Below are 25,032 nucleotides of genomic sequence, written 5' to 3'. Positions count from 1 at the left end.
TCGTCATGACGGCTGGGTTCGGTGCGATACCGGACGAGCTGCGCGAGACCGCGAACACCATCGCTGACGTCGTCGGAGGCGTACTCGGCCTCGCCTGGCGTGGCCCGAGCGGCGATTACGGGCACGCGGGCGTGCAGCGGGGCTGGGCGCAATTCGTCGAGGACATGCGCGGCCGCGTCGAGCAACTGCACGCGAAGGCGGAGGAGCACGGCGAGGGCCTGAAGAAGGCCGCCGTGCAGTACGTCGAGCGCGACTCGGAAGCCGGCAGGGCGATCGGCGGGGTCGGCGACCTGATCGACGGTGGCGGCGCCTTCGACAACCCCGGCATGGTGCAGGGCGGTTGGGAGTCGCGGATCGGCGGCGGCCAGGCCGACGGCGGCATGGTCGGCGGCGGCTGGACCGGTCCGCTCAAGAACGCGGGTGCCGGCACCGGCGGCGACGGCACGGCCGGGATCATGAGCCCCGGGCGCTCGCGGCAACTGTCCCCGCAAGACGACATCTCCAGCAGGCTGAATCCCGGGGACGACAACGGGATGGTGTTCTGATGGGTGCCGAGCTCGGGCAGACCACCGACCCGAGGGACCTGATCCCCGGCGAACCGGAACTGATCGCGGGCGACCTGCGTGAGCTGGTCGCGAACATCGACCGGATCGGTGCCGCCGGCGACGGCCTGACGGGCGTCGACCCCGGCCAGTGGACCGGCGAGGGGGCGAACGCGTTCCGCGAGGCGTTCGGGCAGGAGCCGCCGAAGTGGTTCGACACGGTCGACCTGCTCGGCCGGGGCGGCCAGTCGCTCGCCGACTACGGGGACGTGCTGACGTGGGCGCAGGCGGAGGCCCAGCGCGCCATCGAGATGTACACGCAGGCCCAGGCCGCGTCCCGCGTCGCCGCCCAGCAGTACGACGCGCAGGCCACGCAGGCCTCCGCCGCCGGGCAGTTCCTCGCGCCGTTCCAGGATCCCGGTACCGGACTCGCCCAGGAAGCGCAGAGCGTCCTGGCCAACGCGCGCGACAAGCTGGCGGCCGTCGGCGGCGAGGTGGCGCAGGCATTCGGCATGAAGTCCGACGGCGAAGGCGGCTACAAGAAGGACATCGGCGACGGGTACGAGTTCGGCGCCGACCGGCGGCGGAAGTCGAAGTGGGACCCGGAAAAGGGCGAGTGGACCGACCCGGGCGGCTGGCAGAAGGGCAAGGGCGGCAAGAGCTACCAGGCTCAGTGGGGCGACGAGCAGTCCGATGGGATGCTCCACGACAAGATCGGGGAGACGCTCAAGGCGCTCGGCTTCGACATCGGCGAGAAGACCTACGCGGCCTCGGCCGGGGTGTCCCTGCTGGACGGCGGTGTCGAAGGCGAGTTCAAGGACGGGTCGTGGTCCGGCACCGGGAAGCTCGAAGGCTCGGTGCTCGGGGCGGACGCGAAGGCGAGCGCGACCGTCAGTGCCCTGGGCGTGAGCGGTTCCGCGAGCGCGGAGGCCTACCTCGCGAAGGGCAGTGCCGAGGGCGAGGTCAAGTGGGGTCAGCACGCCGGGGTGTCCGGCTCGGCCGAGGGCCTGATCGGTGCCAAGGCCAGCGCCGAAGGCAACGTCGGCTGGACCGGGATCCAGGGCGGCGCGGAGGCGTTCGCCGGGGCGAAGGTCGAGGGTGAGGCCAGTGCTGAGGTGGCCGGTGTCAGCGCCGGTGTGCACGGTGAGGCGTGGGCCGGTGTCGGCGCGGAGGCGAGCGGCCAGTTCGGCATGGGCGACGACGGCAAGTTCCACGTCGGCGCATCGGTCGGGCTCGGTCTCGGTGTCGGCGGCAAGATCGGCTTCGACTTCGCCGTCGACCCGGGCGAGGTCGTCGATACGGTGAAGGACGTGGCGAACGACGTCGGCGAGTTCGCGTCGGATGTCGGCCACGGCGTCGCCGAAGCGGCCGATGCCGTCGGCGACGGCCTCGGGAATGCCGCCAAGGCCGTGGGCGATTTGGTCGGCGGCCTGTTCTGATGACAACGGAGACGGAGAAGGTGTGGTAACCGCGCTTCCGGTGCCGATCCAGTTCTCGCTGCCCGCGGGCTGGCGGTCGGTGCCGCCGGACCAGGTCGATGCGGGTGAGGCCGCCTTCGTCGCGCTGCGGCCGCCTGCCCTGAAGGGCTTCACCCCCAACATCACGATTTCCGGCGAGCTCCACGAGGCGAACGTGCCGCTCACCCGGCTGGCCGACGAGGCCGTCGAGCGGTTGCGCCGGGGTGCGCCGGACGTCGAGATCGGCAAGCGCAAGGAGTCGGGCTCGGAACAGGTGCCCGGGCTGACCCAGGCCGTCCGGATGACGCTCCTGCTGAACAACCGGCCCGAGCAGCTTGTGCAGTTGCAGGTGTTCCTCGGCATGCACGACACCCGCGACCCGAGCCGGTACGCGGTGCTGCAGATCGTGCTGAGCGCGCTGGCCGAGCAGTACCAGGAGGTCGTCGGCGACTTCCAGCAGTTCCTTTCGACCATCCGGCCCGAGGAAGGGAATTCATGAGCGGGTACGCCGAGCAGTTGCTGCGGCGCATCGAGGCGATCGACACCGCCGCCGCGGACAACCGGCGTCGCGCCGAGACCTACCGTCAGATGGCGAGCGAGCTCAAGGACGTGACGGCGCAAGCCGGCTCGCCCGACGGGGCGGTGACGGTCGTCGCCGGGCCCGGGGGCGAGGTCAAGGAGGTCCGGTTCGGCGATCAGATCCGAGGCATCGCCCCGCAGGCGCTGGCCGCCTCGGTGATGCAGACGATCGCCGCCGCCCGCGCCGCCGCCGCACGGCGGCAGGCCGAGGTGGTGCGACGCGGCCTCGGCGACACCGAACTGCTCGACCGGGTCCTCGACACCGACGAGCGGCTGTTCGGCGACCAGCGTCCGGCGGACCCGGACCCGGGCCCGGTGCCGCGGACCGGTCCGTCCCCGGTCGGCACCACGCCTCGCACGCGCCCCGAACCGGTTTACGAGGACGGCTACTTCGACGACTTCAACGTGCTCGGGGGCGGGTCGGCGCGGTGAGTGCCGGAGCGGTCATCGCGATCGCGGTCGGGGGAACGCTGCTGATGGCGGCGGGGATCACCTGGATGGTGCTCGCGATCAACCGGTCGAACGGCCGGGACGAGCAGGCAATCCTCGCGCGGCTGCGGGACGAGCTGCCGAAACGCGGGTGGATCTACGAGGAGCGCAACGACTCCTACGCCGACGTGTTCAACGCCCAGCCCGCTTTCAAACTGCGCAACCCGCTGGAGCCGTTGGTGGCTCCCCCGGAGGCCCTCGGCGCGCGCCACGTGATCACGGGCGTGCACCGGGGACGGCCGTTCCTGATCGCCGAGTTCGATGTCCGGCACAAGGGGCAGCGGTTCCCCACCGGCGCGGTGTGGATGCGTCTCCCAGAGGGGCGGCCCCCGCTCACGGTGCGTCAGGTGATCCGGGCGCAGAGCAGGATCCGGTCCGCGATCGGCCAGCGGGACATGCAGCTCGGCCATCCCGGGTTCGACGAGCGGTTCGAGATCACCACCGAGAGCGAGCCGTTCGCGCGGGCCGTGCTCACCCCGCAGGTGGTGAACTTCCTGATGAACGCCCCGCGGCAGGTGACCGGATTCGCCGTCTACGGTGACCACTTCGACCTGCACGACATCATCGATGATCACCGGGACCCGGCCGAGCTCGTGCCCGCGCTGGACCTCCGCTGCGACCTTCTCGATCTCATTCCGGCGTCGGTCTGGGCGTAGGGGCCAGGCCCGCACCACCACTGCCATCGCCACCGCTCAACGGAATCAGGAGCCCATCGTGACAACTCGTGCCCTCTCGCTGATCGTCGTTGGTGCGGCCCTGGCGCTGGTCACCGCCTGCTCGGCGTCCGTGCAGGGGGGCGGGGCGACGATCTCGAAGACGTCACTGGAACAGGGCATCGCCGACGCGCTGCAGAAGTCCGTGGGGCAGCGGCCCGACGCCGTGGAGTGCCCTGGTGCGATCAAGGCGAAGGCCGGGGAGACGGCGCGGTGCGTGCTGACCGCCGGATCCGTCCGCTACGGCCTCACCGCGACCGTCACCTCCTACGAGAACGGCAAGGCGCACTACCAGGCCCAGGTCGATCGGCAGCCGATGCGCTGATACCCGCGCTCAGGCGCTCAGGTCCTCCCCGGCCAGGTGGGCCGAAAGGGTGGCGGCGATGCGCTGCACGGCGGGCGCGATGCGGGACACGGCCTCCTTGGTGAGGCGGCCTTCGGGACCCGAGACGGAGATGGCGGCCGGTGCGGGCGTGCCGGTCAGCGGGACGGCCACGCACCGCACGCCGAGCTCCTGCTCGCTTTCGTCGACGGCGTAGCCCTGGGCCGCGATCTTGTCGAGCTGGGCCAGCATCTCGTCCGGATCGGTGAGCGTGTGCGCGGTGTAGGCGGGCATGCCGGTGCGCTTCAGCAGTGCGCGGACCTCGTCGGCGGGCAGTTGCGAGAGGATCGCCTTGCCCACCCCGGTGCCGTGCGGCAGCAGCCTGCGGCCCACCTCGGTGAACATCCGCATCGAATGCTTCGAGGGGACCTGCGATACGTAGACCACCTCGTCGCGTTCCAGTACCGCGAGGTTGGCCGTCTCGCCGACCTCTTCCACCAGTTCCGCGAGCAGCGGCCGCGCCCAGGTGCCGAACTGCATGCTCGCGTTTTCCCCCAGGCGGATGAGGCGCGCGCCCAGCGCGTAGCGCCGGTTGCTGTTCTGCCGCACGTACCCCAGCGCCACCAGGGTGCGGATCAGCCGGTGGATGGTGGGCATCGGCAGCCCGGAACTGGCGGCCAGTTCCGACAAGCTCGCCTCGCCGCCGGTGTCGGCGAGGTGCTCCAGTAGTTCGAAGGCGCGCCGGAGGGACTGCACACCGCCGTCGCGGGATGCCTTCGCGGTAGTGCTCGTGTCGCTGTCGTCAGCCACGGATCTCCTCGCGTTGAGCTTCCGCTATGCAGAAACTATACTCCGGGATGTAGAAAAAGCAGTCCGTACATCCGTCTTTTCCACCGATCAACATGGAGTGTTGCAGCATGTCTGAAGTCTCCGAAGTCTCTGTGCTCGGCGGCCCGGTCGAGCGTGGTGCCGAGATCCTCACCCCGGAGGCGCTGGAGTTTCTGGCCGGCTTGCACGACAACTTCGCGGCGCGCCGGGATGCCCTGCTCGAGGCCAGGGGCAAGCGCCGCGAGGAGGCCAAGCGCACCGGCAGGCTGGACTTCCTGCCCGAGACGAAGGAAGTCCGTGAGTCGGAGTGGCAGGTCGCGGGTGCACCCGCCGCGCTGCGGGACCGCCGCGTGGAGATCACCGGCCCGACCGACCGCAAGATGACCATCAACGCGCTGAACTCCGGCGCGAAGGTCTGGCTGGCCGACTTCGAGGACGCCAACACCCCGCACTGGCACAACGTGGTCGGCGGGCAGATCAACTTGTCCGACGCCATCCGCGGCACCATCGAACTCGACTCGGGCGGCAAGCACTACGCCCTGCGGGACGACATCGAGCTCGCCACGATCGTGGTCCGCCCCCGCGGCTGGCACCTCGACGAGCGCAACATCACCTTCGGTGGCCGCAAGGGCGTCGGCGCCCTGGTCGACTTCGGTCTCTACTTCTTCCACAACGCCCAGGCGCTGCTCGACTCCGGCAAGGGCCCGTACTTCTACCTGCCGAAGATGGAGAGCCACCTCGAGGCGCGCCTGTGGAACGACGTGTTCACCTACGCGGAGCGACGCCTGGGCATCGAGCACGGCACCATCCGCGCCACCGTGCTGATCGAGACCATCCCGGCGGCCTTCGAGATGGAAGAGATCCTCTACGAACTGCGTGAGCACGCCTCGGGCCTCAACGCGGGCCGCTGGGACTACCTGTTCAGCATCATCAAGTACTTCCGTGACGCGGGCGAGAAGTTCGTGCTGCCGGACCGCAACAGCGTCACGATGACGGCGCCGTTCATGCGGGCCTACACCGAACTGCTGGTGCGCACCTGCCACAAGCGCGGCGCGTTCGCCGTCGGCGGCATGGCCGCGTTCATCCCGAGCAAGGACCCGGAGGTCAACGAGAAGGCCTTCGCCAAGGTCCGGGACGACAAGGCCCGCGAGGCCGGTGACGGGTTCGACGGTTCCTGGGTGGCGCACCCCGGCATGGTCGGCATCTGCCGCGAGGAGTTCGACAAGGTGCTCGGCGACAAGCCGAACCAGCTCGACCGGACCCGTGACGAGGTGCGGGTGACCGCGGACCAGCTGCTCAACGTGGCGGCCACGGAGGGCGCGGCGACCGAGGCCGGCCTGCGCGGCGCGGTCGACGTCGGCGTGCGCTACATCGCCTCCTGGCTGGGCGGGAACGGTGCCGCCGCGATCCACAACCTGATGGAGGACGCGGCGACCGCCGAGATCTCGCGGTCGCAGATCTGGCAGTGGGTCCAGAACGGCACGCAGCTGGACAACGGGGAGAAGGTCACCCGCGAGCTGGTCCGCACCGTGCTCGACGAGGTGCGCAAGGAGCTGGACGGCCAGATCCCGGGCGAGCTGCTCGCCCCGGCGGTCGAGCTGTTCGAGGAGGTCGCGCTCGCCGAGCAGTTCGTCGACTTCCTGACCCTGCCCGCCTACGAGCGGATCTCCTGACATGGCGTCCGGCCGGCTCACCGAGCGGACCTATGCCGCCGCCGACGCGCGGCTGTCCGAAGTGGACGCCCGCGTCGCGGCCCGGTATCCCGGGGAGCCGGCCGGACGGCAACCGGTGCACACCGTGTACGTGCCGGCGAGCGCGTACGGGCCGGGCCTGGTCGCCGACTGGGGCGAGCGGGCCGGGAAGATCTTCGCCGACCGGGGCGGCGAGCTGGGCCTGGCCCCGGAACTCGCCGTCCGCGTGGCCCGCAAGCTGGAGACGGAACCGATCGAGGATCTGCGGGTCGACTTCGAGGACGGCTACGGGCATCCCGGGGACGAAGAAGAGGACGCGGCGGCCTTGGCCTGCGGCCGGACCTTGGCCCGCACGGCCGGTGCGACCCCCTTCTGCGGTATCCGGTTCAAGAGTTTCGAACAGGCCACCCGGCGGCGGGGCATCCGCACGCTCGACCTGTTCCTGGCCGGGCTGCTGGAGACCGGTCCGCTGCCGGACGGGTTCGTGGTGACCCTGCCGAAGGTCACCGCGGTCGAACAGGTTTCGGTCGCGGCGGACGTGCTCGCCGAGCTGGAGCGGGCATACGGCCTGCCGGAGGGCCGGTTGCGCTTCGAGGTGCAGATCGAGACCTCGCAGTCCATTGTGGACGCCGATGGCACGGTCGCGGTGGCCCGGATCGTCACCGCGGCCCGCGGCCGGTGCAGCGGACTGCACTACGGCACCTATGACTACAGCGCCGGTCTCGGCATCGCCGCCGCATACCAGAGCATGGCGCATCCGGCCGCCGATTTCGCGAAGGCGGTCATGCAGGTCGGCGCCGCCGGAACGGGGGTGCGGCTGTCGGACGGGTCGACCAACCGGCTGCCGGTCGGGGAGGCGGTGGCCGAAGCCTGGCGCGAGCACCTCGGGCTCGTGAGACGTTCCCTGGAACGCGGTTTCTACCAGGGATGGGACCTGCATCCGCATCAACTGCCGACCCGCTATGCCGCGACCTACGGCTTCTTCCGCGAGGGCCTGCCCGCCGCCGCGGTGCGGCTGCGCGACTACGCCGAGGCGGCCGACAGCGGTGTGCTCGACGAGCCGGCCACGGCCCAGGCCCTGGCGGCCTTCCTGTGCCGGGGGCTCGACTGCGGTGCCCTCGACGAGGGTGAGATGCCGTTGCCGCGGGCCCGTCTTGACGCCTACCGACGGCGCGCTATCACCCGTTAGTGTGAGGGCATTCGTCCGAATGGCCGAGGTGTGGTTCAGACCTTCGGCGGTAGGTTCCTGATCATGTCAACAACAAACAAACTGTCTCGTATTCGTGTCAGGCGTTTTTTGGCCGCGCTGGGGGCCGTGCTGGCCGTGCCGGTGATGTCCGCGGGCGTCATGGTGGCGACGGCCGGGCAGAGCGAGGCGGTGTCCTCCCTCTGCACCGGCCGGGTGAGCGGCCTGCCCGGGCACTGGACCGAGGGGTCGAAGGTGTGCTCCTACACCTCGCCGAACACCGCCAACTGGCCGGGCCGGATCAAGATCACCTGGAGCGCCCAGCCGGGGACCCAGCAGTACGCCTGCGTCGAGGCGCGGATGGGCAAGGCCGCCAACCCGGACAACTGGCAGTCCATCGGCTGCGGCAAGAGCAACTCGGGTTACATCTCCTGGCCGCGCAACACCCTGTCCATGGTCGAGATCCGGGTGAAGAGCATGAACATCGGCCTGGCGAACGTCGAGTACTCCATCTGACGTTTCCGGTCGGCGAAACGGGCTCTCCGGCGTGGGCCGGGGGGCCCGTTTCATGCCTGGAGGGCGAGGTAGACGTCGACCTGGGTGGCGAAGTCGGTGAGGTCCGCGCCCAGCAGTTCGGAGGCGCGCGCGATCCGGTAGCGCAGGGTGTTGACGTGGACGTGCAGCGCCTTCGCCGCCGCCGTCGGGGAGCTGGAGCATTCCAGGTAGAGGCGCACGGTCCGGACCAGATCGGTGCCCTGCGCCGTGTCGTAGGCCAGGAGCGGACCGAGAATCCGGTCCCGCACGCTGCGGCGCAGTTCGTCGGGGGTGCCCGCGACGAGCAACCGGTGGACGGGGATGTCGGCACCCGCCACCACGGAGATCCGTTCGCCGCGCCGCGCGGCGAGTTCGAGGGCGTAGCGTGCTTCCTGGACAGCGCCGCCGAGACCGTCCAGGGCGACCGGGCCGCCGAGACCGACGAAGGCCCGGGAAAAGCCGATCACACTGTCCACATTCGACAGAGCGGCGCGGGTGCGCCCCGTCCAGTCCTCCGGCCAGTGCTCGTCGTCGGGGACGAGCGCGCAGGCGTCCCGGCCGATCCGCCCGGCCGGAACCGCGGCGGCCGGTTCGACCAGCTCGGCGAGGAGTTCGGAGTCGAGACCGGTCTCCTCGCCGGGAGTGCGGAGGAGGACCACCCGGGCCGGTTCGCGCAGCCCGGCCGCGACGGCCGCGGACACCACGTCGCCCGTGCCGGTCTCCAGCGCCTGGAACAGCGGTTCCGCCATCCGGTTGTCGGAACGACGGACCTGGTCGGCCCGCGCCCGGGCGAGGCCGAGCAGCCCGGCCAGTTCCTCGGCGAGTTCCCCGGGCTCGGTCCCGCGAACGGCGAGCACCCACGGCACGGCGAACCGGCCGCCGACCGGCAGCAGGGTGAAGCCGCCGTGCACGGCCGCGTCCCGTCCCGGCACGAACCAGGTGGCCTCGGGCGGCGCCGGAGCGGTCCCGGCGACGAGGCGGCCGGTGGCGGACACGACCCAGCAGGCCGTGCCGAGTTCCTCGGCACCCTGGCGCAGCAGGTCGGGGAGCGGGGCGCCGGCCGCGGACAGCAGCCGCTTGCGCGCGCCACCGGGTTCGCGGCCCCGGCCGGCGGCCAGCGCCAGCACCACCCGTTCGGTGACCACCGCGAACGACAAGTCCGCGGGGACCTCGATCAGCGGGATGCGGTGGCGCGCGCAGGAGGTCAGCACGTCCTCGGGAATCCCGCCGGTGTCCGCTCCGGAGGCCGCCAGTGCGGCCACTCCCGCCTTGGCGAGCGCGGAGACGAACGGCTCGGCGTCGCCGGGGCTGCGCCACCAGAGCAGGCCGGTGAGCACCACCTCGCCCGCCGAGACGTAGCGGCTCGGGTCGGGGAGTTCGGTGACGTAGATGCGGCTGACCTCGCGGTCGAGCAGGGCGGACCCGGTCCGCAGCCGCAGGCGCAGCTCCGGGATGTCCAGCAGGGTTTTCACCAGGGTCATGACACCGGCGATCATACTTTTCCGCCCCCCACAGGCCCGCGCCGTGACGCCCCCCACAGCCGCCCCCACCCCGGCACCCGGTCGGGCGTTGGCCGTGAAGGGTCCCTTCACAGTCGATTTGACCGGGGACCCTTCACGGCTCGCCCCAGCCCCTCCAACGGGGGTGACGGGCCGGCAAAAAAGGGGGCTGTGGGTTGCTGTGAGGGGTCCCCTCACGGCCGGTTTTCCTGGTTGTCACCCGAGTTGTGGGAAAGTACGAACGGCGGGCGGGCGGGGCCTGCGGGTTCGTCGTCCGGTGCCGTTGCCGCCCCGGCGCGCGGGCGGTCTACTGGCCACGTGGACTTCCTGCGACCCTCGACGCTGGCCGAAGCGCTGGCCCTCAAGGCCGGACGCCCGGATGCGCTTCCCCTCGCGGGCGGGACCGACGTGATGGTCGAGCTCAACTTCGACCGCCGCCGTCCGGCCGCGCTGCTCGACCTGGGCGGGATCGGTGAGCTGGCCGAGTGGTCCACCTCCGGCGAGGGCATCCGGCTCGGCGCCGCGGTGCCCTACACCCGGCTGATCACCGAGCTGGGGGAGCGGCTGCCCGGGCTGGCCCTGGCCGCCCGCACCGTCGGCTCGCCCCAGATCCGCAACCGGGGCACGGTCGGGGGAAACCTCGGCGCCGCGTCCCCGGCCGGGGACACGCATCCGGTGCTGCTGGCCACCGGAGCCCGGATCGAGGCCGCCTCGGTGCGCGGGACCCGGCTGATTCCGGCGGAGGAGTTCTATCTCGGCGTCAAGCGCAATGCCCTCGCCGAGGACGAGCTCATCACGGCCGTGCACCTGCCGCCCGCGGCGGGTCCTCAGCAGTTCGCCAAGGTCGGCACCCGCAACGCGATGGTGATCGCGGTGTGCTCGTTCGCGCTCGCCCTCGAGCCGGGCCGGGTGGGAGCGGCGATCGGTTCGGCCGCTCCCACACCGCGCCGGGTACCCACGGCGGAGGAGTTCCTCACCGGCGAACTGCCCTGGGACGCGCCGGTCCCGCTGCGGGATTCGGTGAAACGGCGCTTCGGCGAACTGGTCGCCGCCGCGGCCGAGCCGATCGACGACGTCCGCGGCACCGCGGCCTACCGGCGGCACGCGCTGGCCGTGCTGGCACGGCGGAGCCTGACCTGGGCTTGGCAGGACATCGTGGAACGGGGACAGGCATGCGCGTGAACGTGACCGTGAACGGACAGGCCCGCGAGGCCGACGGCGTGTGGGAGGGGGAGAGCCTGCTGTACCTGCTGCGGGAGCGCCTCGGCCTCCCCGGCGCCAAGAACGCCTGCGAGCAGGGGGAATGCGGTTCCTGCACGGTGTACCTCGACGACGTGCCGGTGTGCGCCTGCCTGGTCGCGGCCGGTCAGGCGGAGGGCCGCGGCGTGCGCACCGTGGAGGGCCTCGCCGACGACGGCGCGCTCCACCCGGTGCAGCGGTGCTTTGTGGATGCCGGGGCGGTGCAGTGCGGGTTCTGCACGCCGGGATTAGTCGTCGCCGCCCACGACCTGCTCGCGCGCGTGCCCGACCCGACCGACGAGGAGATCCGCGAAGCACTGGCCGGGAACCTGTGCCGCTGCACCGGTTACGAGAAGATCCTCGAAGCGGTCCGGACGGCGGCGAAGCGATGAGGACGGTGATCAACGGCGCGGCCGTCGCCACCGTCGACGCCCGGGGCACCGAGTACGCCGCGGGACACGTCGTGGTCGAGGGTGACCGGATCGTGGCGGTCGGGGACGGCCCCGGCGAGGGGGACGTGACCATCGACGCGAGCGGTTGCCTCGTCACGCCGGGGCTGGTGAACACGCACCACCACCTCTACCAGTGGGCCACCCGCGGGCTCGCCGCCGATTCGACCCTGTTCCAGTGGCTGGTCGAGCTGTACCCGGTGTGGGGCGGGCTCGACGCCGGGATCACGCACACCGCGGCCAGCGCGGGATTCGCCAGGCTGGCGCTGACGGGGTGCACCACCGTCGCCGACCACCACTACGTCTTCCCCCGCGACGGGGGTGACCAGATCGCGGCGCTCGTGGCCGCGTCCGAGCGGGTCGGGCTGCGGGCCCACCTCGTGCGCGGCTCGATGGACCGCGGTGTCGCCGACGGCGGGCTGCCTCCGGACAACCTCGTCGAGGACACCGAGGCCGCGCTCCTCGGCACAGAAGCGGCCATCGACGCCTATCACGACCCGTCGCCGGGGGCCCGGATCCGGATCGCGGTCGGGCCGTGCTCCCCGTTTTCGGTGACCGAGAAGCTGATGAGGGAAGCGGCGGAACTGGCGCGCCGCAAGGGCGTCCGGCTGCACACCCACCTGGCCGAAACCCTGGACGAGGAACAGCAGTGCCTGGCCGAGTTCGGCTGCACCCCGGCCGAATACGCCGAGGCGCTCGGCTGGCTCGGTGAGGACGTCTGGCTGGCCCACTCGGTGCACCTGGCACCGGAGGCGATCCGCCGGTTCGGCGCGACGCGGACCGGCTCCGCGCACTGCCCGACCTCCAACGGGCGGCTCGGCACCGGGATCGCTCCGGTGCGGGATCTGCTCGACGCGGGCGCGCCGGTCGGGCTCGGCGTGGACGGTGCGGCCTCGAACGAGTCCGGGGGGCTCGGGGAGGAACTGCACCAGGCGCTGCTGCAGGCCCGGCAGCGCGGCGGCCCCACGGCGCTGACCGTGCGCGAAGCGCTGTGGATGGGCACCACGGGCGGCGCTCGGTGCCTGGGGCGGGACGGCGAACTCGGCTCACTCGAGCCCGGCAAGCTGGCCGACCTCGTGGTGTGGGAGCTGTCCGGCCTGGCCTACGCCGGGATCGAGGATCCCGTGGCGGCGCTGGTCCTCGGCGCCACCCCGCCGGTGAAACTGCTGATGGTGGGCGGCGAAACGGTGGTGGAGGGCGGGCGGTTGCGCACCACGGACGAGCGGGCGCTAGCCGTTGAACTGGCCGCGGCGAGCAGGAGGTTGCGATGACCACGTCGGAAACCGCGGTCACGGCGGGCACCGGCACCGGGATCGGCGGCAGCCCTCGCCGTCCGGACGGGGTGGCCAAGGTCAGCGGCGAGTTCGCCTACTCCTCCGATCTCTGGCACGAGGACATGCTGTGGGGGGCGACCCTGCGCAGCCCGCACCCGTCCGCCCGCATCACCGGGATCGACCTCGGCGAGGCCCTGGCACTGCCCGGGGTCCACGCCGTGCTGACGCACCGGGACGTGCCGGGGCTCAACCGGTACGGACTGGAACACCCCGACCAGCCGGTGCTGGCCGAGGACGTCGTGCGCTACCAGGGCGAACCGGTGGCGCTGGTGGCGGCCGACCACCCGGAAACGGCGCGAAGGGCGCTGGCCCGCATCCGCGTGGGCTACGAGGTCGCCGAGCCCGTCACCGATCCCGAGCGCGCGGTCGCCGGGGAAGGACCGGAACTGCATCCGGGTGGGAACGTGGTGCGGTACGTGCCGATCCGCTGCGGCGACCCCGGGGCGCACGCCGAGGTGGTCGTCACCGGATCGTACGAGGTCGGCATGCAGGACCAGGCGTTCCTCGGGCCGGAATCGGGACTGGCGATCCCGGCGGAGGACGGCGGGGTGGACCTGTTCGTGGCCACCCAGTGGCTGCACGTCGACCGGCGGCAGATCGTGGCCGCGCTCGGGCTGCCCGAGGAGAAGGTGCGCCTGACGCTGGCCGGTGTCGGTGGGGCGTTCGGCGGCCGGGAGGACCTGTCCATCCAGGTCCACGCCTGCCTGCTCGCCCTGCACACCGGGAAACCGGTGAAAATGGTCTACAACCGCGAAGAATCGTTCTACGGTCACGTGCACCGGCACCCGGCGAGGCTGCACTACGAGCACGGCGCGGACCGGGACGGACGGCTCGTCTACGTCAAGGCGAAGATCTATCTCGACGGCGGGGCGTATGCGTCGTCCACTCCGGCGGTGGTGGCCAATGCCGCGACCCTCGGGGTGGGGCCGTACGAGGTGCCGAACGTGGTGATCGACTGCTGGGGCACCTACACCAACAACCCGCCCTGCGGTGCGATGCGGGGGTTCGGCGCGGTGCAGGCCGCGTTCGCCTACGAGTCGCAAATGGACAGGCTCGCGCAGGCCTGCGGGCTCGATCCGGTGGAAGTGCGCCTGCGCAACGCGATGCGCGAAGGATCGGTGCTGCCCACCGGCCAGGCCGTGGATTCGCCTGCCCCGGTGGCGGAACTGCTGCGGCGGCTGGAGAACCTGCCGCTCCCGCCGGAACCGGTGGGGGAGCGCGATCTGCGCACCCTGCCCGGCGGGGTCTCGAACACCACGCACGGCGAGGGAGTGGTGCGCGGGGTCGGCTACGGCGTCGGCATCAAGAACATCTGCTTTTCCGAAGGTTTCGACGACTACTCCACCGCCCGGGTCCGGTTGGGCGTGGTGGGGGGTGAGGCCGCGGCGACGGTGCAGACGGCGGCGTGCGAGGTGGGGCAGGGCCTGGTGACGGTGCTGGGCCAGATCGTGCGGACCGAACTCGGTGTCGAGCGGGTCACGATCCTGCCGATGGACACCACGATCGGCAACGCGGGGTCCACGTCGGCCTCGCGCCAGACCTACGTGACCGGCGGGGCGGTGCGGGCCGCCTGCGTGGCCGTGCGCTCGGCGCTGTTCCGCCATGCCGAAAGCCGCTTCGGCCGCGCCGGGCGGTTCAGCCTCGCCGGCGGCAAACTGCTGTCCACAGAGGACGGCGTGGTGGCCGATCTGGTGGACCTGCTCGGTTCCGGCGAACTCGACGAGACCGTCGAGTGGCGGCACCGGCCCACCGAAGCGCTCGACCCGGAGACCGGGGCGGGCAACGCGCACGTGCAGTACGGTTTTGCCGCACACCGCGCGGTGGTGGACGTCGACGTCGAACTCGGCCTGGTAAAGGTGGTTTCGCTCGACTGCGCCCAGGACGTCGGCAAGGCGCTCAACCCGCAGGCGGTGCTGGGCCAGATCCAGGGCGGTTCCGCGCAGGGACTCGGGCTCGCGGTGATGGAGGAGATCCAGATCTCCGGCGGCCGGATCCGCAACCCCTCGTTCACCGACTACCTCATCCCGACCGTGCTCGACATGCCGCCGATGAGGATCGACGTGCTCGAGGAGGCCGACCCGAACGCACCCTACGGTTTGCGGGGAGTCGGGGAGCCGCCCACCATCTCGTCCACTCCGGCGATCGTCGCGGCGGTCCGCGCCGCCACCGGCCGGGCGCTCACCCGCGTCCCGGTGCGCCCCGAGCACATCACCGGGACCTGAGCCGCGGTTGTCCACACCACTGCGGCCGGGGCCGCAGTGGTGACTTTCCGTGTTCTGCCCACCGCGCCTTGCTGCGGTCAGTACCCTTTAACCCCAGTCGGAGCTTTCGTCAGGGGGACGGCATGAGCTGGTGGGACGACGTCAAGTTCGTGGTGACCGGAGAACAGAGCACGGCGGTCAAGGCCAACTGGGGCCAGGCGTTCGCGGGTGGGGCGCCGGGGGGCACGGCCGGTGGCAGCGGCTCGGCGGGCGTGATCAGCATGAACCGCGAGGAGATGGAAGACACGCTCAAGCGTGCCCAGAACCTGCTGAACGAGATCACCAAGGCGCAGGAAAGTGCTCCTCGACTGGCGAATGTACGTCCGCCAGCCTTTGATCCTGCCAGTGTGGCTGCTACTGCCAGTGTGAACAAGGGCGGGCAATACTACGTGGGGCACTTACGGCGGCAGATAGCATACTTGAATACGATCACCGATAAGATGCAGAAGGCGCTTGGAGATACGGTGGAGGCCGACGAAGAGGCGGCCGGGACCGTGCAGCGCACGGGCGAGGGGGCTTACGGATGACAAGGTTCCTGGTGTAGCTACCGGAGTTTTTGGTCTAGTGCTACTCCAAGGCTGTTCGCCACATACTGTCGCTGGTACACCGTCGAGTTCTGCTTCAGTGGTTGCACCGAACTCGAGCGTTTCCTCTTCGTCGAAGGTGACGAATCCTCTCCCAGTGTCCGCGATGGCCAAACATCCCTGTGATGGTGCACTAACCAGTGGTCAGCTCGCGCAGTTGCTTGGCGAGGCTCCTGCGCCGGAACATGCCGACGATGCTACGGGCCCTGTATGTCATTGGCAAAAAACGTCAACAGGTGCAATTGTAGGGGTTGGCTACATGACTAATGTATCCGGCGGCGTAAGTCAAGTCTACGATCAACAGCAGGGAGACGCCTACCGTCAGGTCCTGCAGGTTGGCGGCTACCCGGCGCTTGCCTACAACTCGACCGAATCGTCACCGGTTACAGATTGCCATGTTGCGGTTGGAGTCACCGACACCCTCGCTTATGACGTCGGTTTTGTGGTCGGCAGCAACCGGTACCGCAAGATGAATCCCTGTGATGCGGCCGTAGATATCGCAGGGAAAGTGCTGAGCAATCTGAAAGCGGCGGCGTAATGAGCCTTTGGTCGTGGGTGGGAGACCGGTACAAGGAAGCCGTGGGGGCGGTCGGTGAGGCCGAGCAGTGGTTCGAGCGCCAGATCGATGATGCCGCCAACTGGGTCGCGAGCGTGTTGAAGGAGATTCCGGACGCGCAGGCCATGACGATCGCTGAGATTGTCAAGAAGATCCAGAGTGGCGCTGGCTCCAGTGACCTGCATGACGCGGCGCAGGTGGTCCAGGGGCAGACTGGTGCTCAAACAAGGATCTCCGATGGCTCGCACGACCTGGTGCAGCGGTTGGAGTCGGCGTGGAGCGGGCAGGGGGCGGATGCGGCACGGGAGTTCATCCGGCCGCTGGCGCTGTCCGCGGACGACGCGTCGCGGACGTTGTCGTCGAACGGGCAGCACATCCAGACGCAGGCCGACACCTTCGACCAGATCCGCAATTCCCTGCAGCCACTGGCGGATCCGCCGCCGGAGAAGAACTGGTACGACAACTTCGTCCCCTGGACGACGGACGCCGAGAAGGCGGTCGACCAGTACCACCAGCAAGTTCAGCAGAACCGGCAGCTCTACGACCAGTATCACCAGAGCAGTTCCGTGGTGAGCCAGTCGGTCCAGATCGACTACGGGCAGTTGCCGGACGCGCAGGACGCTCAGGTCAGCGATTTCCAGCTCGAGCAAACACGGCAGGACACCGGCGGAAAGCAGGATGTCAACGTCCCGGGGCGGACGGATACCGGAGGCAATTCCGGCCGGTATCAGGCTCCACCGGTGACCAACTACGTGCCTCCGGCCGCGTCGATTCACCCGACGGCCGGAATGCCGGGCACCGTGACAGGCTCGCCGGGTGGTGTGACAGGCGCTCCCGGCGGGGCGACAAGCTCGCCCGGCTATCAGATGCCGTCCTACACCGTTCCGTCCCGCAATGACTTGACCGCTGCTTCGGGCTACACCACCCCGGGCGGCAGCAACCCGGGTTACCAGCCGCCCGCCTTTTCGCCGACTTCCTTCGGTCCCAGCGGGGGGAGTGGTTACGACCCGTCGAACGGGTCCACCGGCGCCGGGTTCGGCCCGGTGGGTGGCGGTTTTGGCAGTGGCGGGATCGGCAGTGGCGGCGGGATCGGCGGAAGCGGCGGTGGCGCGGGTTCCGGCGGTCCCTTGCAAGCCGGTAACCGGGTGGGTGCCGGTGAGCCCGGCTTCGCGGCGAGGCCGGGCGCTTCGAGCGCGGCCGGGCCGGCGGGTGCGTCCGGTGCGGCCGGGCGTGCCGGGATGTCCGGGATGGGTGGCGGCGCTCACGGTGGCCGAGGCCAGGGCGGCGAGGACGAGGAGCACGAGACCAAGTTCCTGCTCGCCGAAGACGGTGACGAGGTTTTCGGCACCGACGAAAGGACCGTGCCACCGGTCATCGGCCTGTAGCCCAGGCAAGCCTGTGTCCCGATTTCGTACGGCGCGCCGTCTGAAGGTCGCCCTCAAGGCCACCTTGAGGGCACGACCCTGGCCCTATCGGCTGTGAGGGGACTCCTCACAGCAACCCGCAGCCCCTACCGGTCGATGTGTGCCGCCCGCGGACCGATCCGTCGGGCGGCCCCGCTGGTCAGAAGGCCGGGAGGGTGTGCCAGGCGAGTCCGGCGTCTTCGGCGTCGTCCCGCAGGACGGTGCCCTCGATGAGTCCGTACGGGCGGTCGGAGGCGAAGAACACCTCGTTGTCGTTGCCGAGCCCGAACGGGGTGAGGTCGACCAGGAAGTGGTGCTTGTTGGGCAGCGACAAGCGGATCTCGGCCACCTCGGGCCGTCGTTCGAGCACCGCTTCGCCCATCGCGTACAGCGTTTGCTGCAGGGACAGGCTGTGCAGGCTCGCGAACGCCTCCAGCAGGGTTTGCCGGACATCGCCGAACGCACCGCGCCAGTCGATGTCTTCGACGCCCAGGTAGCGCCAGTGGGCGCTCACGGCGGTGGCGAGGATGCGGTCGTCGGTCTCGGCCAGTGTCGTGTACTTGTCGCGCGGGAAACCGTGGAATTCCGAGCCGGTGGACTTGAGCACCACCAGGTCCCGCAGCCCGGACACCACCCAGGCCCGGTCGCCGTCCACGGTCACCGCGGTGGTGCGCTTCTCGTCCCCGGAGCGGGAAAAGGCGTGGTCGTGGGGTTTCCCGGCGACCTCGATCCGGTCCCAGCCGTGCTCGTCGATCAGGACGCGGGCGCCGGTGATGTGGCCGAACGCGCCGACGAAGTGGCGGCCCAGCCGCAGTGCGAAGTCCTCGATCTCCCCGACCGGGCTTTCCTTCGCGAAGGCGTAGACCGTGTTCTTCTGCGTGTCGGTGGCGACCACGACCGAGTTGTCGCCGGTCAGGTGGGTGGCCTCGAGATCGCCGCGCAGGGCGGTCGACACGGTCAGATCCTTGATGTGGTGCACGGGCCCGCTGCGGTCGACGGTGACCATCCGGACTTCGGCCTTGCCGTACTGGTTCGGTCCCAGCTTGACGGCCACGGCGATCAACTCCCTCGGTAGGTGCTGTAGGCGAACGGGCTGAGCAGGATCGGGATGTGGTGGTGTGCCTCCGGGTCGGTGATGCGGAACGAAACGGTGATTTCGGGGAAGAAACCGTCGGGCCCGAGGTAGGCGGCGGTGTCGAAGACCAGCCGGTACACCCCGGGGTCGAGCCGTTCGGGGCCCAGTTCGCGGACGCGGCCGTCGTCGTCGGTCAGCCCACGTGCGAGCACGGTGCCGCGGGCCTCCAGCCGCACGGGGATGCCCGTCGCGGGGCGGCCTGCGGCCGCGTCGAGGACATGCGTGGTCACCAGGCTCATGCCGTCACCGCCTTCTCCAGCCGCAGCAGGGCGATCTCGACGAGTTCGCGGCCCGCGACGGCCAGTTCCGTTTCGGGGTCGTTGCGCATCCGCTCGCGCAGTGCGGCCAGCATCTCCTCTCCGCTGCGCCCGGCGGCGCGGATCAGGAAGACGTGCCCGAACCGTTGCTCGTACTCGGCGTTGGCCGTGCGGAACCGGTCAGCGGCCGCACTGTCCACTCCGGACTGCTCCGAACGGGACAGTGCGGTGGGCCGCTCTCCGATGCGGGGATGGGCGGCCATCGCGCGGCGGATTTCCTCCGGGGTCAGCGTGATTTCGGCCGCGACCGCCCGCAGTGCGGCGAGGCTGGGGTAGGGGCGCCCGTCCACGACGGTGTCCACCCAGCGCGGCACCTCGAGACAGCCGGTGAGCAGAGTGGCGGCCTGGTCGACGGGGGTGGTGTTGAATCCGGCCAGATCGAGGGGCACGAGCGAATCCTCCTTCAACAGTTTGTTGAAGTCAAGCTTCGCGGTTCAGGTAGTTGTAGACCGTGAACCGGGTGACGCCCAGTGCTTCGGCGATCGTCACCACCGCCTTGCGCAGGGTAAAGGCCCCTCGCTCCTCCAGCAGGCGGACCGCGCGCTGCTTGTCCTGGCGATCCAGTTCGGCGAGCCTGCCGCCGAGTTCGGCCTCGACCTCCCGGATGAGGCGGTCGAGCGGCTGTACCGCGGGCTCGGCGGGCCCGCGGGCCTCTTCGGTGGAAAGCTGCAGGGTGAGGCGGGTGGCACCGGCGGTCAGCGCGGCGCGGGCGATGGCGGGCAGTGCGTCGAGCACGGCGCCGGCTTCGCCGCGGGCCGTGGTGCCGAGCGGGCCGAAGTCCACGGTCAGGCCGGCGGCCGAGGCCGCCTCGCGGGCGCGCACGGCATGCGGCGGAGGTTCGCCTTCGCCGCGGAACGGTTCGGTGGTGAACTCCGCCTTCAGTTTCACGCCTGGCACGGTAGCCCCTTTCCGGTCGATTGACGTGCGGAAGGTCGCGAAGCTAGTCTCATTATACGGAAACATAATTCCGCAATATGAAATTTCGGGGTAGGACATGCGCTACGACGTGAACCTGTCGATCCTGTTCACCGAGCTCCCGCTGCTCGCCCGCGCCGAGGCCGCCCGGGCGGCCGGGTTCACCGCGGTCGAGTACTGGTGGCCCTTCGAAACGGCCTCCCCGGCCGACCGCGAGGTCGAGGCCTTCGTCCGTTCGGTGGCCGACGCCGGGATGACGCTGGCGAGCCTGAACTTCTTCGCCGGGGACATGGCCGCCGGGGACCGCGGGCTGATCTCGTGGATCGGCCGTGAGGCCGAACTCGCCGACAGCGTGGCCATCGCCGTCGGCATCGCCGAACGCCTCGGCTGCCGCACGTTCAACGCGCTCTACGGCAACCGCCTCCCCGGCGTGGACCCGGCGGCGCAGGACGAGCACGCACTGTCCACTCTGGACGAGGTCGCGGCGCGGGTTGCCGGGATCGGTGCCCGGCTGGTCCTCGAACCGCTCTCCGCCGTCGAGGCCTACCCGCTGCGCACCGCGGCCGACGCCTTCGCCGTGATCGACAAGGTGGGCCGGGACAACCTCGCCCTGCTGCTCGACGTGTACCACCTCGCGGTGAACGGCGACGACGCGGCGGCCGTCATCGCCGGCCGTGCGGCGGGCATCGGCCACGTCCAGCTCGCCGACGCCCCCGGCCGCCACGAGCCGGGAACCGGATCACTGGACATCGAGGGATATCTGACCGGCCTGGCCGAGGCCGGTTACGAGGGTTACGTCGGACTGGAGTACGTACCGGCCGGAGCGAGTGCCGAATCGTTCGGATGGCTGAGGGGGCGGCGATGACGCGCGTCGGCTTCATCGGGCTGGGCATCATGGGCGGCCCGATGGCGGTCAACCTGGTGCGGGCCGGCTTCGAGGTCACCGGACACAACCGGACACCGTCCAAGGCGGACCGGCTGGTGCGGGCGGGCGGCCGGGCGGCGGGCAGCGTCGCCGAGGCCGTGACCGGCACGGACGTGGTGCTCACGATGCTGCCCGACTCGCCGGACGTGCGCGGGGTCGTACTCGGCGAAGACGGGGTGCTCGCGCACGCCCGCGAGGGCGCGCTGCTCGTCGACTGCAGCACCATTCGCCCCGACGTGGCGCGGGAACTCGCGGAGGCGGCCGCCGAACGCGGCCTGGCCATGGTGGACGCACCGGTGTCCGGCGGGGAGCAGGGCGCCGTCGAGGGCACACTGTCGATCATGGCGGGGGGTACCGCCGAGGCGTTCGACGCCGCACGTCCCGTCCTGGACGCGGTCGGCGCCACCGTGATCCACGTCGGCCCCGCCGGGGCCGGGCAGACCGTCAAGGCGGCCAACCAGCTCATCCTCGCCGGCACTCTCGAACTCATCGCCGAAGCGCTGGTCTTCCTCGAGGCTCACGGGCTGGACACCGAGACCGCGTTCCGGGTACTGGCGGGAGGCATGGCGGGCAGCACCGCGCTTGACCGCAAGGGCCCGGCGATGCGCGCCCGCGAGTTCACCCCCGGGTTCCGGGTCGCACTGCACCACAAGGATCTCGGCATCGCGCTCACCGCCGCGCGCGAGGCCGGGGTGGTGATCCCGCTGGGCGCGGCCGTGGCCCAGCTGATGGCGGCGCTCGACGCGCAGGGGCACGGTGGTCTCGACCACAGCGCCCTGGTCCAGCTCGTCGCCCGGCTTTCCGGGCGGGAATGAGGCGGTCCCGGCCGCGGCGCGGGCCGAAATCATGATCGAGCGCACAGAAAACGCCGCCATGGCACTTCTCTGGCTAACGTGGTCGAATTCGCCGGGTGAGGAGGAATCCGTGGACTTGGTCTTCCGGGCGCGGCGCGCGGTGACGCCCGCGGGTGAGCAGGCGTGCGACGTCGGCGTGACGGACGGCAGGATCGTCGCCGTCGAACCGCCTGCCGCCGGCCTCACCGCGGACCGGGTGATCGAGCTGGGCGGGGACGAGGTCCTGCTGCCCGGCCTGGTCGACACGCACGTGCACGTCAACGATCCCGGCCGCAGCGAATGGGAGGGTTTCGAGTCCGCCACCCGCGCGGCGGCCGCGGGCGGGGTCACCACGATCGTCGACATGCCGCTGAACAGCCTGCCGCCCACCGTCGACGGGGCGGCGCTGCAGGTCAAGCGCGAGACGGCCGCGGGCCGCGTGCACGTGGACGTCGGTTTCTGGGGTGGCGCGATTCCCGGCAACGGGAGCGAACTGGCCCCGCTGCACGAGGCCGGGGTGTTCGGGTTCAAGTGTTTCCTGCTGCATTCCGGCGTGGACGAGTTCCCGCCGCTGGGCGAGGAGGAGCTCGAAGCGGACCTCCGCCGGTTGCGGGCGCTCGGTGCGACGATGATCGTGCACGCCGAGGACGCCGGGACGATCGACCACGCGCCACGGCCGCACGGCAGGCACTACCACGATTTCCTCCGGTCCCGGCCCCGTGGCGCGGAGAACTTCGCCATCGCGCGGGTGATCGAGCTGGCCCGCCGTACCGGCGCGCGCGTGCACATCCTGCACCTGTCCTCGTCCGATGCCCTGCCGATGATCGCGAGCGCGCGGCGGGACGGGGTCGCGCTGACCGTGGAGACCTGCCCCCACTACCTGAGCTTCACCGCCGAGGAGATCGCCGACGGCGCCACCCAGTTCAAGTGCTGCCCGCCGATCCGGGAGTCGGAGAACCGGGAACTGCTGTGGCGGGGCCTGGCCGAGGGCGTCATCGACTGCGTGGTCAGCGACCACTCGCCCTGCACGCCGGAGCTGAAACGCTTCGACGCCGGGGATTTCGGGGCCGCGTGGGGCGGCATCGCCGGACTCCAGGTGGGCCTTCCCGCCGTCTGGACCCAGGCTCGGCAACGCGGTTTCGGCCTCGCCGACGTGGTCCGCTGGATGGCCCGGCGGCCCGCCGAGCTGACCGGGATGCGCCGCAAGGGCCGCATCGCGGTGGGTGCCGACGCCGATTTCTGCGTGTTCGCCCCGGACGAGGCGTTCGTGGTGGATGCGGCGAAGCTGCGCCACCGCAATCCGGTCAGCGCCTACCACGGCAGGCCGCTGGCCGGGGTGGTGCGCGGCACCTGGCTGCGGGGCCGGGAGGTCACCGGCGAACAGCCGCGAGGTGAGTTACTGGTGCGAGGGAGCGTGTAGTGGACCGTCCTGAGTGGACAAGGGAGCCGGACCTGGCGTCACGGCGGGCAGGCGGCGGCGTGGTGTGGGCCAACGACGAACTGTTCGCCGAGCGGGAGAACCTGATCAAACCGGCACCGGCCGAGTTCCGGCCGTACAGCTTCGGCCACAAGGGACAGATCTACGACGGCTGGGAGACCCGGCGGCGCCGCGAGCCCGGTCACGACCAGGCCGTGGTACGGCTCGGCCTGCCCGGGGTGGTGTCCGGCGTGATCGTGGACACCGCCTTCTTCACCGGCAACTACCCGCCCTTCGCCTCGGTGGAGGCGATCGCCGTGGCGGGCTATCCCAGCCCGGAGGAACTGGCCGCCCTGGAGTGGACGACGATCGTGCCGCGCTCGCCGTTGGCCGGTGACAGCGAGAACTTCTTCGCCGTGGCCGACCGGCACCGGTTCACCCATGTGCGGCTGACGATCTACCCGGACGGCGGAGTGGCGCGCTTCCGTGTGCACGGCACGCCCGTGGCCGATCCCCGGCTGCTCGACCTGGCCTCGTTCGACCTCGCCGCACTGGAAAACGGCGCCCGCGTGGTGGCGGCGAGCAACATGTTCTACTCCGCGCCGAGCAACCTCATCTCGCCCGGATCCGCCACCGTGATGGGGGAGGGCTGGGAGACCGCACGCCGCCGCGACGACGGCAACGACTGGGTGGTCGTCGAACTCGCCGCGGAAGGGGTGCCCCGCCTGGCCGAACTGGACACCAGCCATTTCAAGGGCAACGCACCGGGCTGGGCCTCGCTGTCGGGCACGACCGACCCGGATGCCCCCGGCGCCTGGTTCGAGGTCCTGCCCCGCACCCGGCTGCAGCCGGACACCCGCCACCGGTTCCCGGTCGATCCCGGCCGGGCGCTCACGCACCTGCGGCTCGACATCTTCCCCGACGGCGGGATGGCCCGGCTGCGCCTGCACGGCGGGCTGACCGGGCCGGGACGGGCCGCCTTCAGCGCACGGTTCGAGGCATCCTCTGCGTCTTCTGTGTCTTCTGCGTCTTCCACGGACCGGTGAGCACCAGGGACTCGCCGGGTTCGAGCATGTGCAGCCGCTCGCTCAGCCCGGCGTTGGCGAAGGCCTTGCGCACCGAGTCCGGTCCCTCGCTGAAATGGGCCCAGCCCCGCGTGTGCAGCGGGATGACGTGGCGGGCGCCGAGGATGCGGGTCGCTTCGGCGGCGGCCTCGCTGGTCAGGGTCAGTGGGGCTCCGTCGAACAGCGAGGTCCGCGCCGCGCCCGCGAACAGCAGCGCCACGTCCACCGGCCCGATCCGCCGGGCGATCGCGCGGACGAAGTCCAGCGACGCGTTGTCGCCGGAGACGTAGACCGTTGGCAGGTCCCGGCCCCGCAGCACGAAACCGGTCACCTCGCCGGTCACCGACTCGCAGCCGGGCGGGCCGTGCTGCGCGGGGACCGCGATGACCTCCAGTGAGCCGAGCGCGACCATCGCCCACGGCGGAAGGCCCTGGGCGGTGCCGCCGAGCCTGCTCGCGCCGCTGCGCGTGGTCAGCGTGAGCAGCACCTCGCCCACCAGCGCGCGGCCGGCCGGGTCGAGGTTGTCGGCGTGCTGGTCGTGCGAGAGCAGCACGGCGTCGACCTCGCCGATGTCCTCGCGAGAGAGGCCGGGCTCCTCGGTCTTGGTGAGGGGACGGCCGGGGGCGCTCTCGTGCACTCCCGCGGGGCTGAACGTCGGATCGGTCAGCAGCCGCTTGCCTGCGAGTTCGAGCAGCGCGGTCGGCCCGCCGGCAAACGACACTCGAAGATCATCCGTCATACCCGCCACAACAGGCTCCCT

At 70.8% G+C, this 25,032-nt stretch carries 27 protein-coding genes; 20 read left to right on the top strand and 7 right to left on the bottom strand.

All coding sequences use genetic code 11. The features are described 5' to 3' along the window. Positions 1–5: 5 nt before the first annotated feature. The 6 genes from ORV05_RS25155 to ORV05_RS25130 are packed head-to-tail and all read left to right on the top strand — an operon-like array spanning position 6 to position 4,105. Positions 6–545 carry a hypothetical protein gene (locus tag ORV05_RS25155; RefSeq protein ID WP_268754473.1) on the top strand — a complete coding sequence of 180 codons (540 nt, stop codon included), beginning with the start codon at positions 6–8 and terminating at the stop codon, positions 543–545. Continuing rightward, positions 545–1,981 carry a putative T7SS-secreted protein gene (locus ORV05_RS25150; protein WP_268754472.1) on the top strand — a complete coding sequence of 479 codons (1,437 nt, stop codon included), beginning with the start codon at positions 545–547 and terminating at the stop codon, positions 1,979–1,981. The genes ORV05_RS25155 and ORV05_RS25150 overlap by 1 nt, the downstream gene beginning before the upstream one ends. 22 nt (positions 1,982–2,003) lie before the next feature. Then, complete coding sequence (locus tag ORV05_RS25145; RefSeq protein ID WP_268754471.1) at positions 2,004–2,498, top strand: hypothetical protein; 495 nt, start codon at positions 2,004–2,006, stop codon at positions 2,496–2,498. Next, the gene (locus ORV05_RS25140) at positions 2,495–3,010 is read left to right on the top strand and encodes a YbaB/EbfC family nucleoid-associated protein (protein ID WP_268754470.1); all 516 of its coding nucleotides are present in this window, start codon (positions 2,495–2,497) and stop codon (positions 3,008–3,010) included. The genes ORV05_RS25145 and ORV05_RS25140 overlap by 4 nt, the downstream gene beginning before the upstream one ends. Beyond that, positions 3,007–3,723: a hypothetical protein gene (locus ORV05_RS25135; RefSeq protein ID WP_268754469.1), complete on the top strand. Its 717-nt coding sequence runs from the start codon at positions 3,007–3,009 to the stop codon at positions 3,721–3,723. The genes ORV05_RS25140 and ORV05_RS25135 overlap by 4 nt, the downstream gene beginning before the upstream one ends. A 58-nt stretch (positions 3,724–3,781) precedes the next feature. Next, entirely contained in the window at positions 3,782–4,105 is a 324-nt protein-coding gene (locus ORV05_RS25130; RefSeq protein ID WP_268754468.1) for a DUF4333 domain-containing protein, read from the top strand. Positions 4,106–4,114: 9 nt separating this feature from the next. Here ORV05_RS25130 and ORV05_RS25125 read toward each other — a convergent pair whose 3' ends face one another. Beyond that, positions 4,115–4,912, bottom strand: coding sequence for an IclR family transcriptional regulator (locus ORV05_RS25125; protein ID WP_268754467.1), 798 nt, complete (start codon positions 4,910–4,912; stop codon positions 4,115–4,117). Between the two features lie 107 nt (positions 4,913–5,019). On the opposite strand from ORV05_RS25125, the gene aceB reads away from it, so the two are divergent. From aceB to ORV05_RS25110, 3 genes are all read left to right on the top strand, one after another. Continuing rightward, the gene (aceB, locus tag ORV05_RS25120) at positions 5,020–6,603 is read left to right on the top strand and encodes a malate synthase A (protein ID WP_268754466.1); all 1,584 of its coding nucleotides are present in this window, start codon (positions 5,020–5,022) and stop codon (positions 6,601–6,603) included. Position 6,604: 1 nt separating this feature from the next. Continuing rightward, complete coding sequence (locus ORV05_RS25115; RefSeq protein ID WP_268754465.1) at positions 6,605–7,810, top strand: DUF6986 family protein; 1,206 nt, start codon at positions 6,605–6,607, stop codon at positions 7,808–7,810. Between the two features lie 63 nt (positions 7,811–7,873). Further along, a complete protein-coding gene (locus ORV05_RS25110; RefSeq protein ID WP_268754464.1) occupies positions 7,874–8,323 on the top strand; it encodes a hypothetical protein in 450 nt (149 codons plus the stop codon). A gap of 50 nt (positions 8,324–8,373) precedes the next feature. Here ORV05_RS25110 and ORV05_RS25105 read toward each other — a convergent pair whose 3' ends face one another. Continuing rightward, positions 8,374–9,822, bottom strand: a complete 1,449-nt coding sequence (locus ORV05_RS25105) for a PucR family transcriptional regulator (RefSeq protein ID WP_268754463.1) — start codon at positions 9,820–9,822, stop codon at positions 8,374–8,376. A 336-nt stretch (positions 9,823–10,158) separates the two neighbouring features. Here ORV05_RS25105 and ORV05_RS25100 point away from each other — a divergent pair, with 336 nt between their 5' ends. The 7 genes from ORV05_RS25100 to ORV05_RS25070 all read left to right on the top strand — a co-directional run bounded on the left by ORV05_RS25100 (position 10,159) and on the right by ORV05_RS25070 (position 17,648). Beyond that, positions 10,159–11,022 (top strand): FAD binding domain-containing protein, encoded by an 864-nt coding sequence (locus ORV05_RS25100; RefSeq protein ID WP_268754462.1) that lies wholly within the window; start codon positions 10,159–10,161, stop codon positions 11,020–11,022. Next, entirely contained in the window at positions 11,013–11,471 is a 459-nt protein-coding gene (locus tag ORV05_RS25095) for a (2Fe-2S)-binding protein (protein WP_268754461.1), read from the top strand. Before ORV05_RS25100 ends, ORV05_RS25095 begins: the two co-directional genes overlap by 10 nt. Continuing rightward, a complete protein-coding gene (locus ORV05_RS25090; RefSeq protein WP_268754460.1) occupies positions 11,468–12,799 on the top strand; it encodes an 8-oxoguanine deaminase in 1,332 nt (443 codons plus the stop codon). The genes ORV05_RS25095 and ORV05_RS25090 overlap by 4 nt, the downstream gene beginning before the upstream one ends. Next, a complete protein-coding gene (gene pucD / locus ORV05_RS25085) occupies positions 12,796–15,084 on the top strand; it encodes a xanthine dehydrogenase subunit D (protein ID WP_268754459.1) in 2,289 nt (762 codons plus the stop codon). Before ORV05_RS25090 ends, pucD begins: the two co-directional genes overlap by 4 nt. 122 nt (positions 15,085–15,206) lie before the next feature. Then, complete coding sequence (locus ORV05_RS25080) at positions 15,207–15,650, top strand: hypothetical protein (protein ID WP_268754458.1); 444 nt, start codon at positions 15,207–15,209, stop codon at positions 15,648–15,650. A gap of 37 nt (positions 15,651–15,687) precedes the next feature. Beyond that, positions 15,688–16,245 (top strand): DUF3558 domain-containing protein, encoded by a 558-nt coding sequence (locus ORV05_RS25075; protein ID WP_326938083.1) that lies wholly within the window; start codon positions 15,688–15,690, stop codon positions 16,243–16,245. 41 nt (positions 16,246–16,286) lie between these two features. Further along, complete coding sequence (locus ORV05_RS25070) at positions 16,287–17,648, top strand: hypothetical protein (RefSeq protein ID WP_268754456.1); 1,362 nt, start codon at positions 16,287–16,289, stop codon at positions 17,646–17,648. Positions 17,649–17,826: 178 nt separating this feature from the next. Here the strand turns inward: ORV05_RS25070 and pucL are convergent, their stop codons facing one another. Genes pucL through ORV05_RS25050 form a run of 4 tightly spaced genes read right to left on the bottom strand, consistent with a single transcriptional unit; the run spans position 17,827 to position 20,006 of the window. Then, positions 17,827–18,720: a factor-independent urate hydroxylase gene (gene pucL / locus ORV05_RS25065; RefSeq protein WP_268754455.1), complete on the bottom strand. Its 894-nt coding sequence runs from the start codon at positions 18,718–18,720 to the stop codon at positions 17,827–17,829. 5 nt (positions 18,721–18,725) lie between these two features. Beyond that, entirely contained in the window at positions 18,726–19,040 is a 315-nt protein-coding gene (gene uraH, locus ORV05_RS25060; RefSeq protein ID WP_268754454.1) for a hydroxyisourate hydrolase, read from the bottom strand. Then, positions 19,037–19,507 (bottom strand): 2-oxo-4-hydroxy-4-carboxy-5-ureidoimidazoline decarboxylase, encoded by a 471-nt coding sequence (gene uraD / locus ORV05_RS25055; RefSeq protein WP_268754453.1) that lies wholly within the window; start codon positions 19,505–19,507, stop codon positions 19,037–19,039. The genes uraH and uraD overlap by 4 nt, the downstream gene beginning before the upstream one ends. 31 nt (positions 19,508–19,538) lie before the next feature. After that, complete coding sequence (locus tag ORV05_RS25050) at positions 19,539–20,006, bottom strand: helix-turn-helix domain-containing protein (protein ID WP_268754452.1); 468 nt, start codon at positions 20,004–20,006, stop codon at positions 19,539–19,541. A 106-nt stretch (positions 20,007–20,112) separates the two neighbouring features. Here ORV05_RS25050 and ORV05_RS25045 point away from each other — a divergent pair, with 106 nt between their 5' ends. The 4 genes from ORV05_RS25045 to alc all read left to right on the top strand — a co-directional run bounded on the left by ORV05_RS25045 (position 20,113) and on the right by alc (position 24,254). Further along, complete coding sequence (locus tag ORV05_RS25045; RefSeq protein ID WP_268754451.1) at positions 20,113–20,898, top strand: hydroxypyruvate isomerase family protein; 786 nt, start codon at positions 20,113–20,115, stop codon at positions 20,896–20,898. Further along, the gene (locus ORV05_RS25040) at positions 20,895–21,773 is read left to right on the top strand and encodes a 2-hydroxy-3-oxopropionate reductase (protein WP_268754450.1); all 879 of its coding nucleotides are present in this window, start codon (positions 20,895–20,897) and stop codon (positions 21,771–21,773) included. Before ORV05_RS25045 ends, ORV05_RS25040 begins: the two co-directional genes overlap by 4 nt. A 109-nt stretch (positions 21,774–21,882) precedes the next feature. Further along, a complete protein-coding gene (gene allB / locus ORV05_RS25035) occupies positions 21,883–23,211 on the top strand; it encodes an allantoinase AllB (RefSeq protein WP_268754449.1) in 1,329 nt (442 codons plus the stop codon). Next, entirely contained in the window at positions 23,211–24,254 is a 1,044-nt protein-coding gene (gene alc / locus ORV05_RS25030; RefSeq protein WP_268754448.1) for an allantoicase, read from the top strand. Before allB ends, alc begins: the two co-directional genes overlap by 1 nt. On the opposite strand, the gene ORV05_RS25025 is transcribed toward alc, so the two are convergent. Beyond that, positions 24,190–25,011: an MBL fold metallo-hydrolase gene (locus ORV05_RS25025; protein ID WP_407652554.1), complete on the bottom strand. Its 822-nt coding sequence runs from the start codon at positions 25,009–25,011 to the stop codon at positions 24,190–24,192. The genes alc and ORV05_RS25025 overlap by 65 nt on opposite strands. Between the last annotated feature and the right edge of the window lie 21 nt (positions 25,012–25,032).

It is taken from the genome of Amycolatopsis cynarae (assembly GCF_026802195.1).
Lineage (GTDB): Bacteria > Actinomycetota > Actinomycetes > Mycobacteriales > Pseudonocardiaceae > Amycolatopsis_E > Amycolatopsis_E rhizosphaerae.
This window is presented reverse-complemented; position numbering and strand designations above follow the sequence as displayed.

Bases quoted from the DNA above. Each gene is read 5' to 3' on its own strand.
- ORV05_RS25095 (WP_268754461.1), top strand. From the start codon at position 11,013: ATGCGCGTGAACGTGACCGTGAACGGACAGGCCCGCGAGGCCGACGGC.
- ORV05_RS25080 (WP_268754458.1), top strand. From the start codon at position 15,207: ATGAGCTGGTGGGACGACGTCAAGTTCGTGGTGACCGGAGAACAGAGC.
- ORV05_RS25090 (WP_268754460.1), top strand. From the start codon at position 11,468: ATGAGGACGGTGATCAACGGCGCGGCCGTCGCCACCGTCGACGCCCGG.
- uraH (WP_268754454.1), bottom strand. From the start codon at position 19,040: ATGAGCCTGGTGACCACGCATGTCCTCGACGCGGCCGCAGGCCGCCCC.
- ORV05_RS25110 (WP_268754464.1), top strand. From the start codon at position 7,874: ATGTCAACAACAAACAAACTGTCTCGTATTCGTGTCAGGCGTTTTTTG.
- ORV05_RS25155 (WP_268754473.1), top strand. From the start codon at position 6: ATGACGGCTGGGTTCGGTGCGATACCGGACGAGCTGCGCGAGACCGCG.
- ORV05_RS25105 (WP_268754463.1), bottom strand. From the start codon at position 9,822: ATGACCCTGGTGAAAACCCTGCTGGACATCCCGGAGCTGCGCCTGCGG.
- ORV05_RS25040 (WP_268754450.1), top strand. From the start codon at position 20,895: ATGACGCGCGTCGGCTTCATCGGGCTGGGCATCATGGGCGGCCCGATG.
- ORV05_RS25115 (WP_268754465.1), top strand. From the start codon at position 6,605: ATGGCGTCCGGCCGGCTCACCGAGCGGACCTATGCCGCCGCCGACGCG.
- pucD (WP_268754459.1), top strand. From the start codon at position 12,796: ATGACCACGTCGGAAACCGCGGTCACGGCGGGCACCGGCACCGGGATC.
- ORV05_RS25140 (WP_268754470.1), top strand. From the start codon at position 2,495: ATGAGCGGGTACGCCGAGCAGTTGCTGCGGCGCATCGAGGCGATCGAC.
- ORV05_RS25025 (WP_407652554.1), bottom strand. From the start codon at position 25,011: ATGACGGATGATCTTCGAGTGTCGTTTGCCGGCGGGCCGACCGCGCTG.
- aceB (WP_268754466.1), top strand. From the start codon at position 5,020: ATGTCTGAAGTCTCCGAAGTCTCTGTGCTCGGCGGCCCGGTCGAGCGT.
- ORV05_RS25045 (WP_268754451.1), top strand. From the start codon at position 20,113: ATGCGCTACGACGTGAACCTGTCGATCCTGTTCACCGAGCTCCCGCTG.
- ORV05_RS25150 (WP_268754472.1), top strand. From the start codon at position 545: ATGGGTGCCGAGCTCGGGCAGACCACCGACCCGAGGGACCTGATCCCC.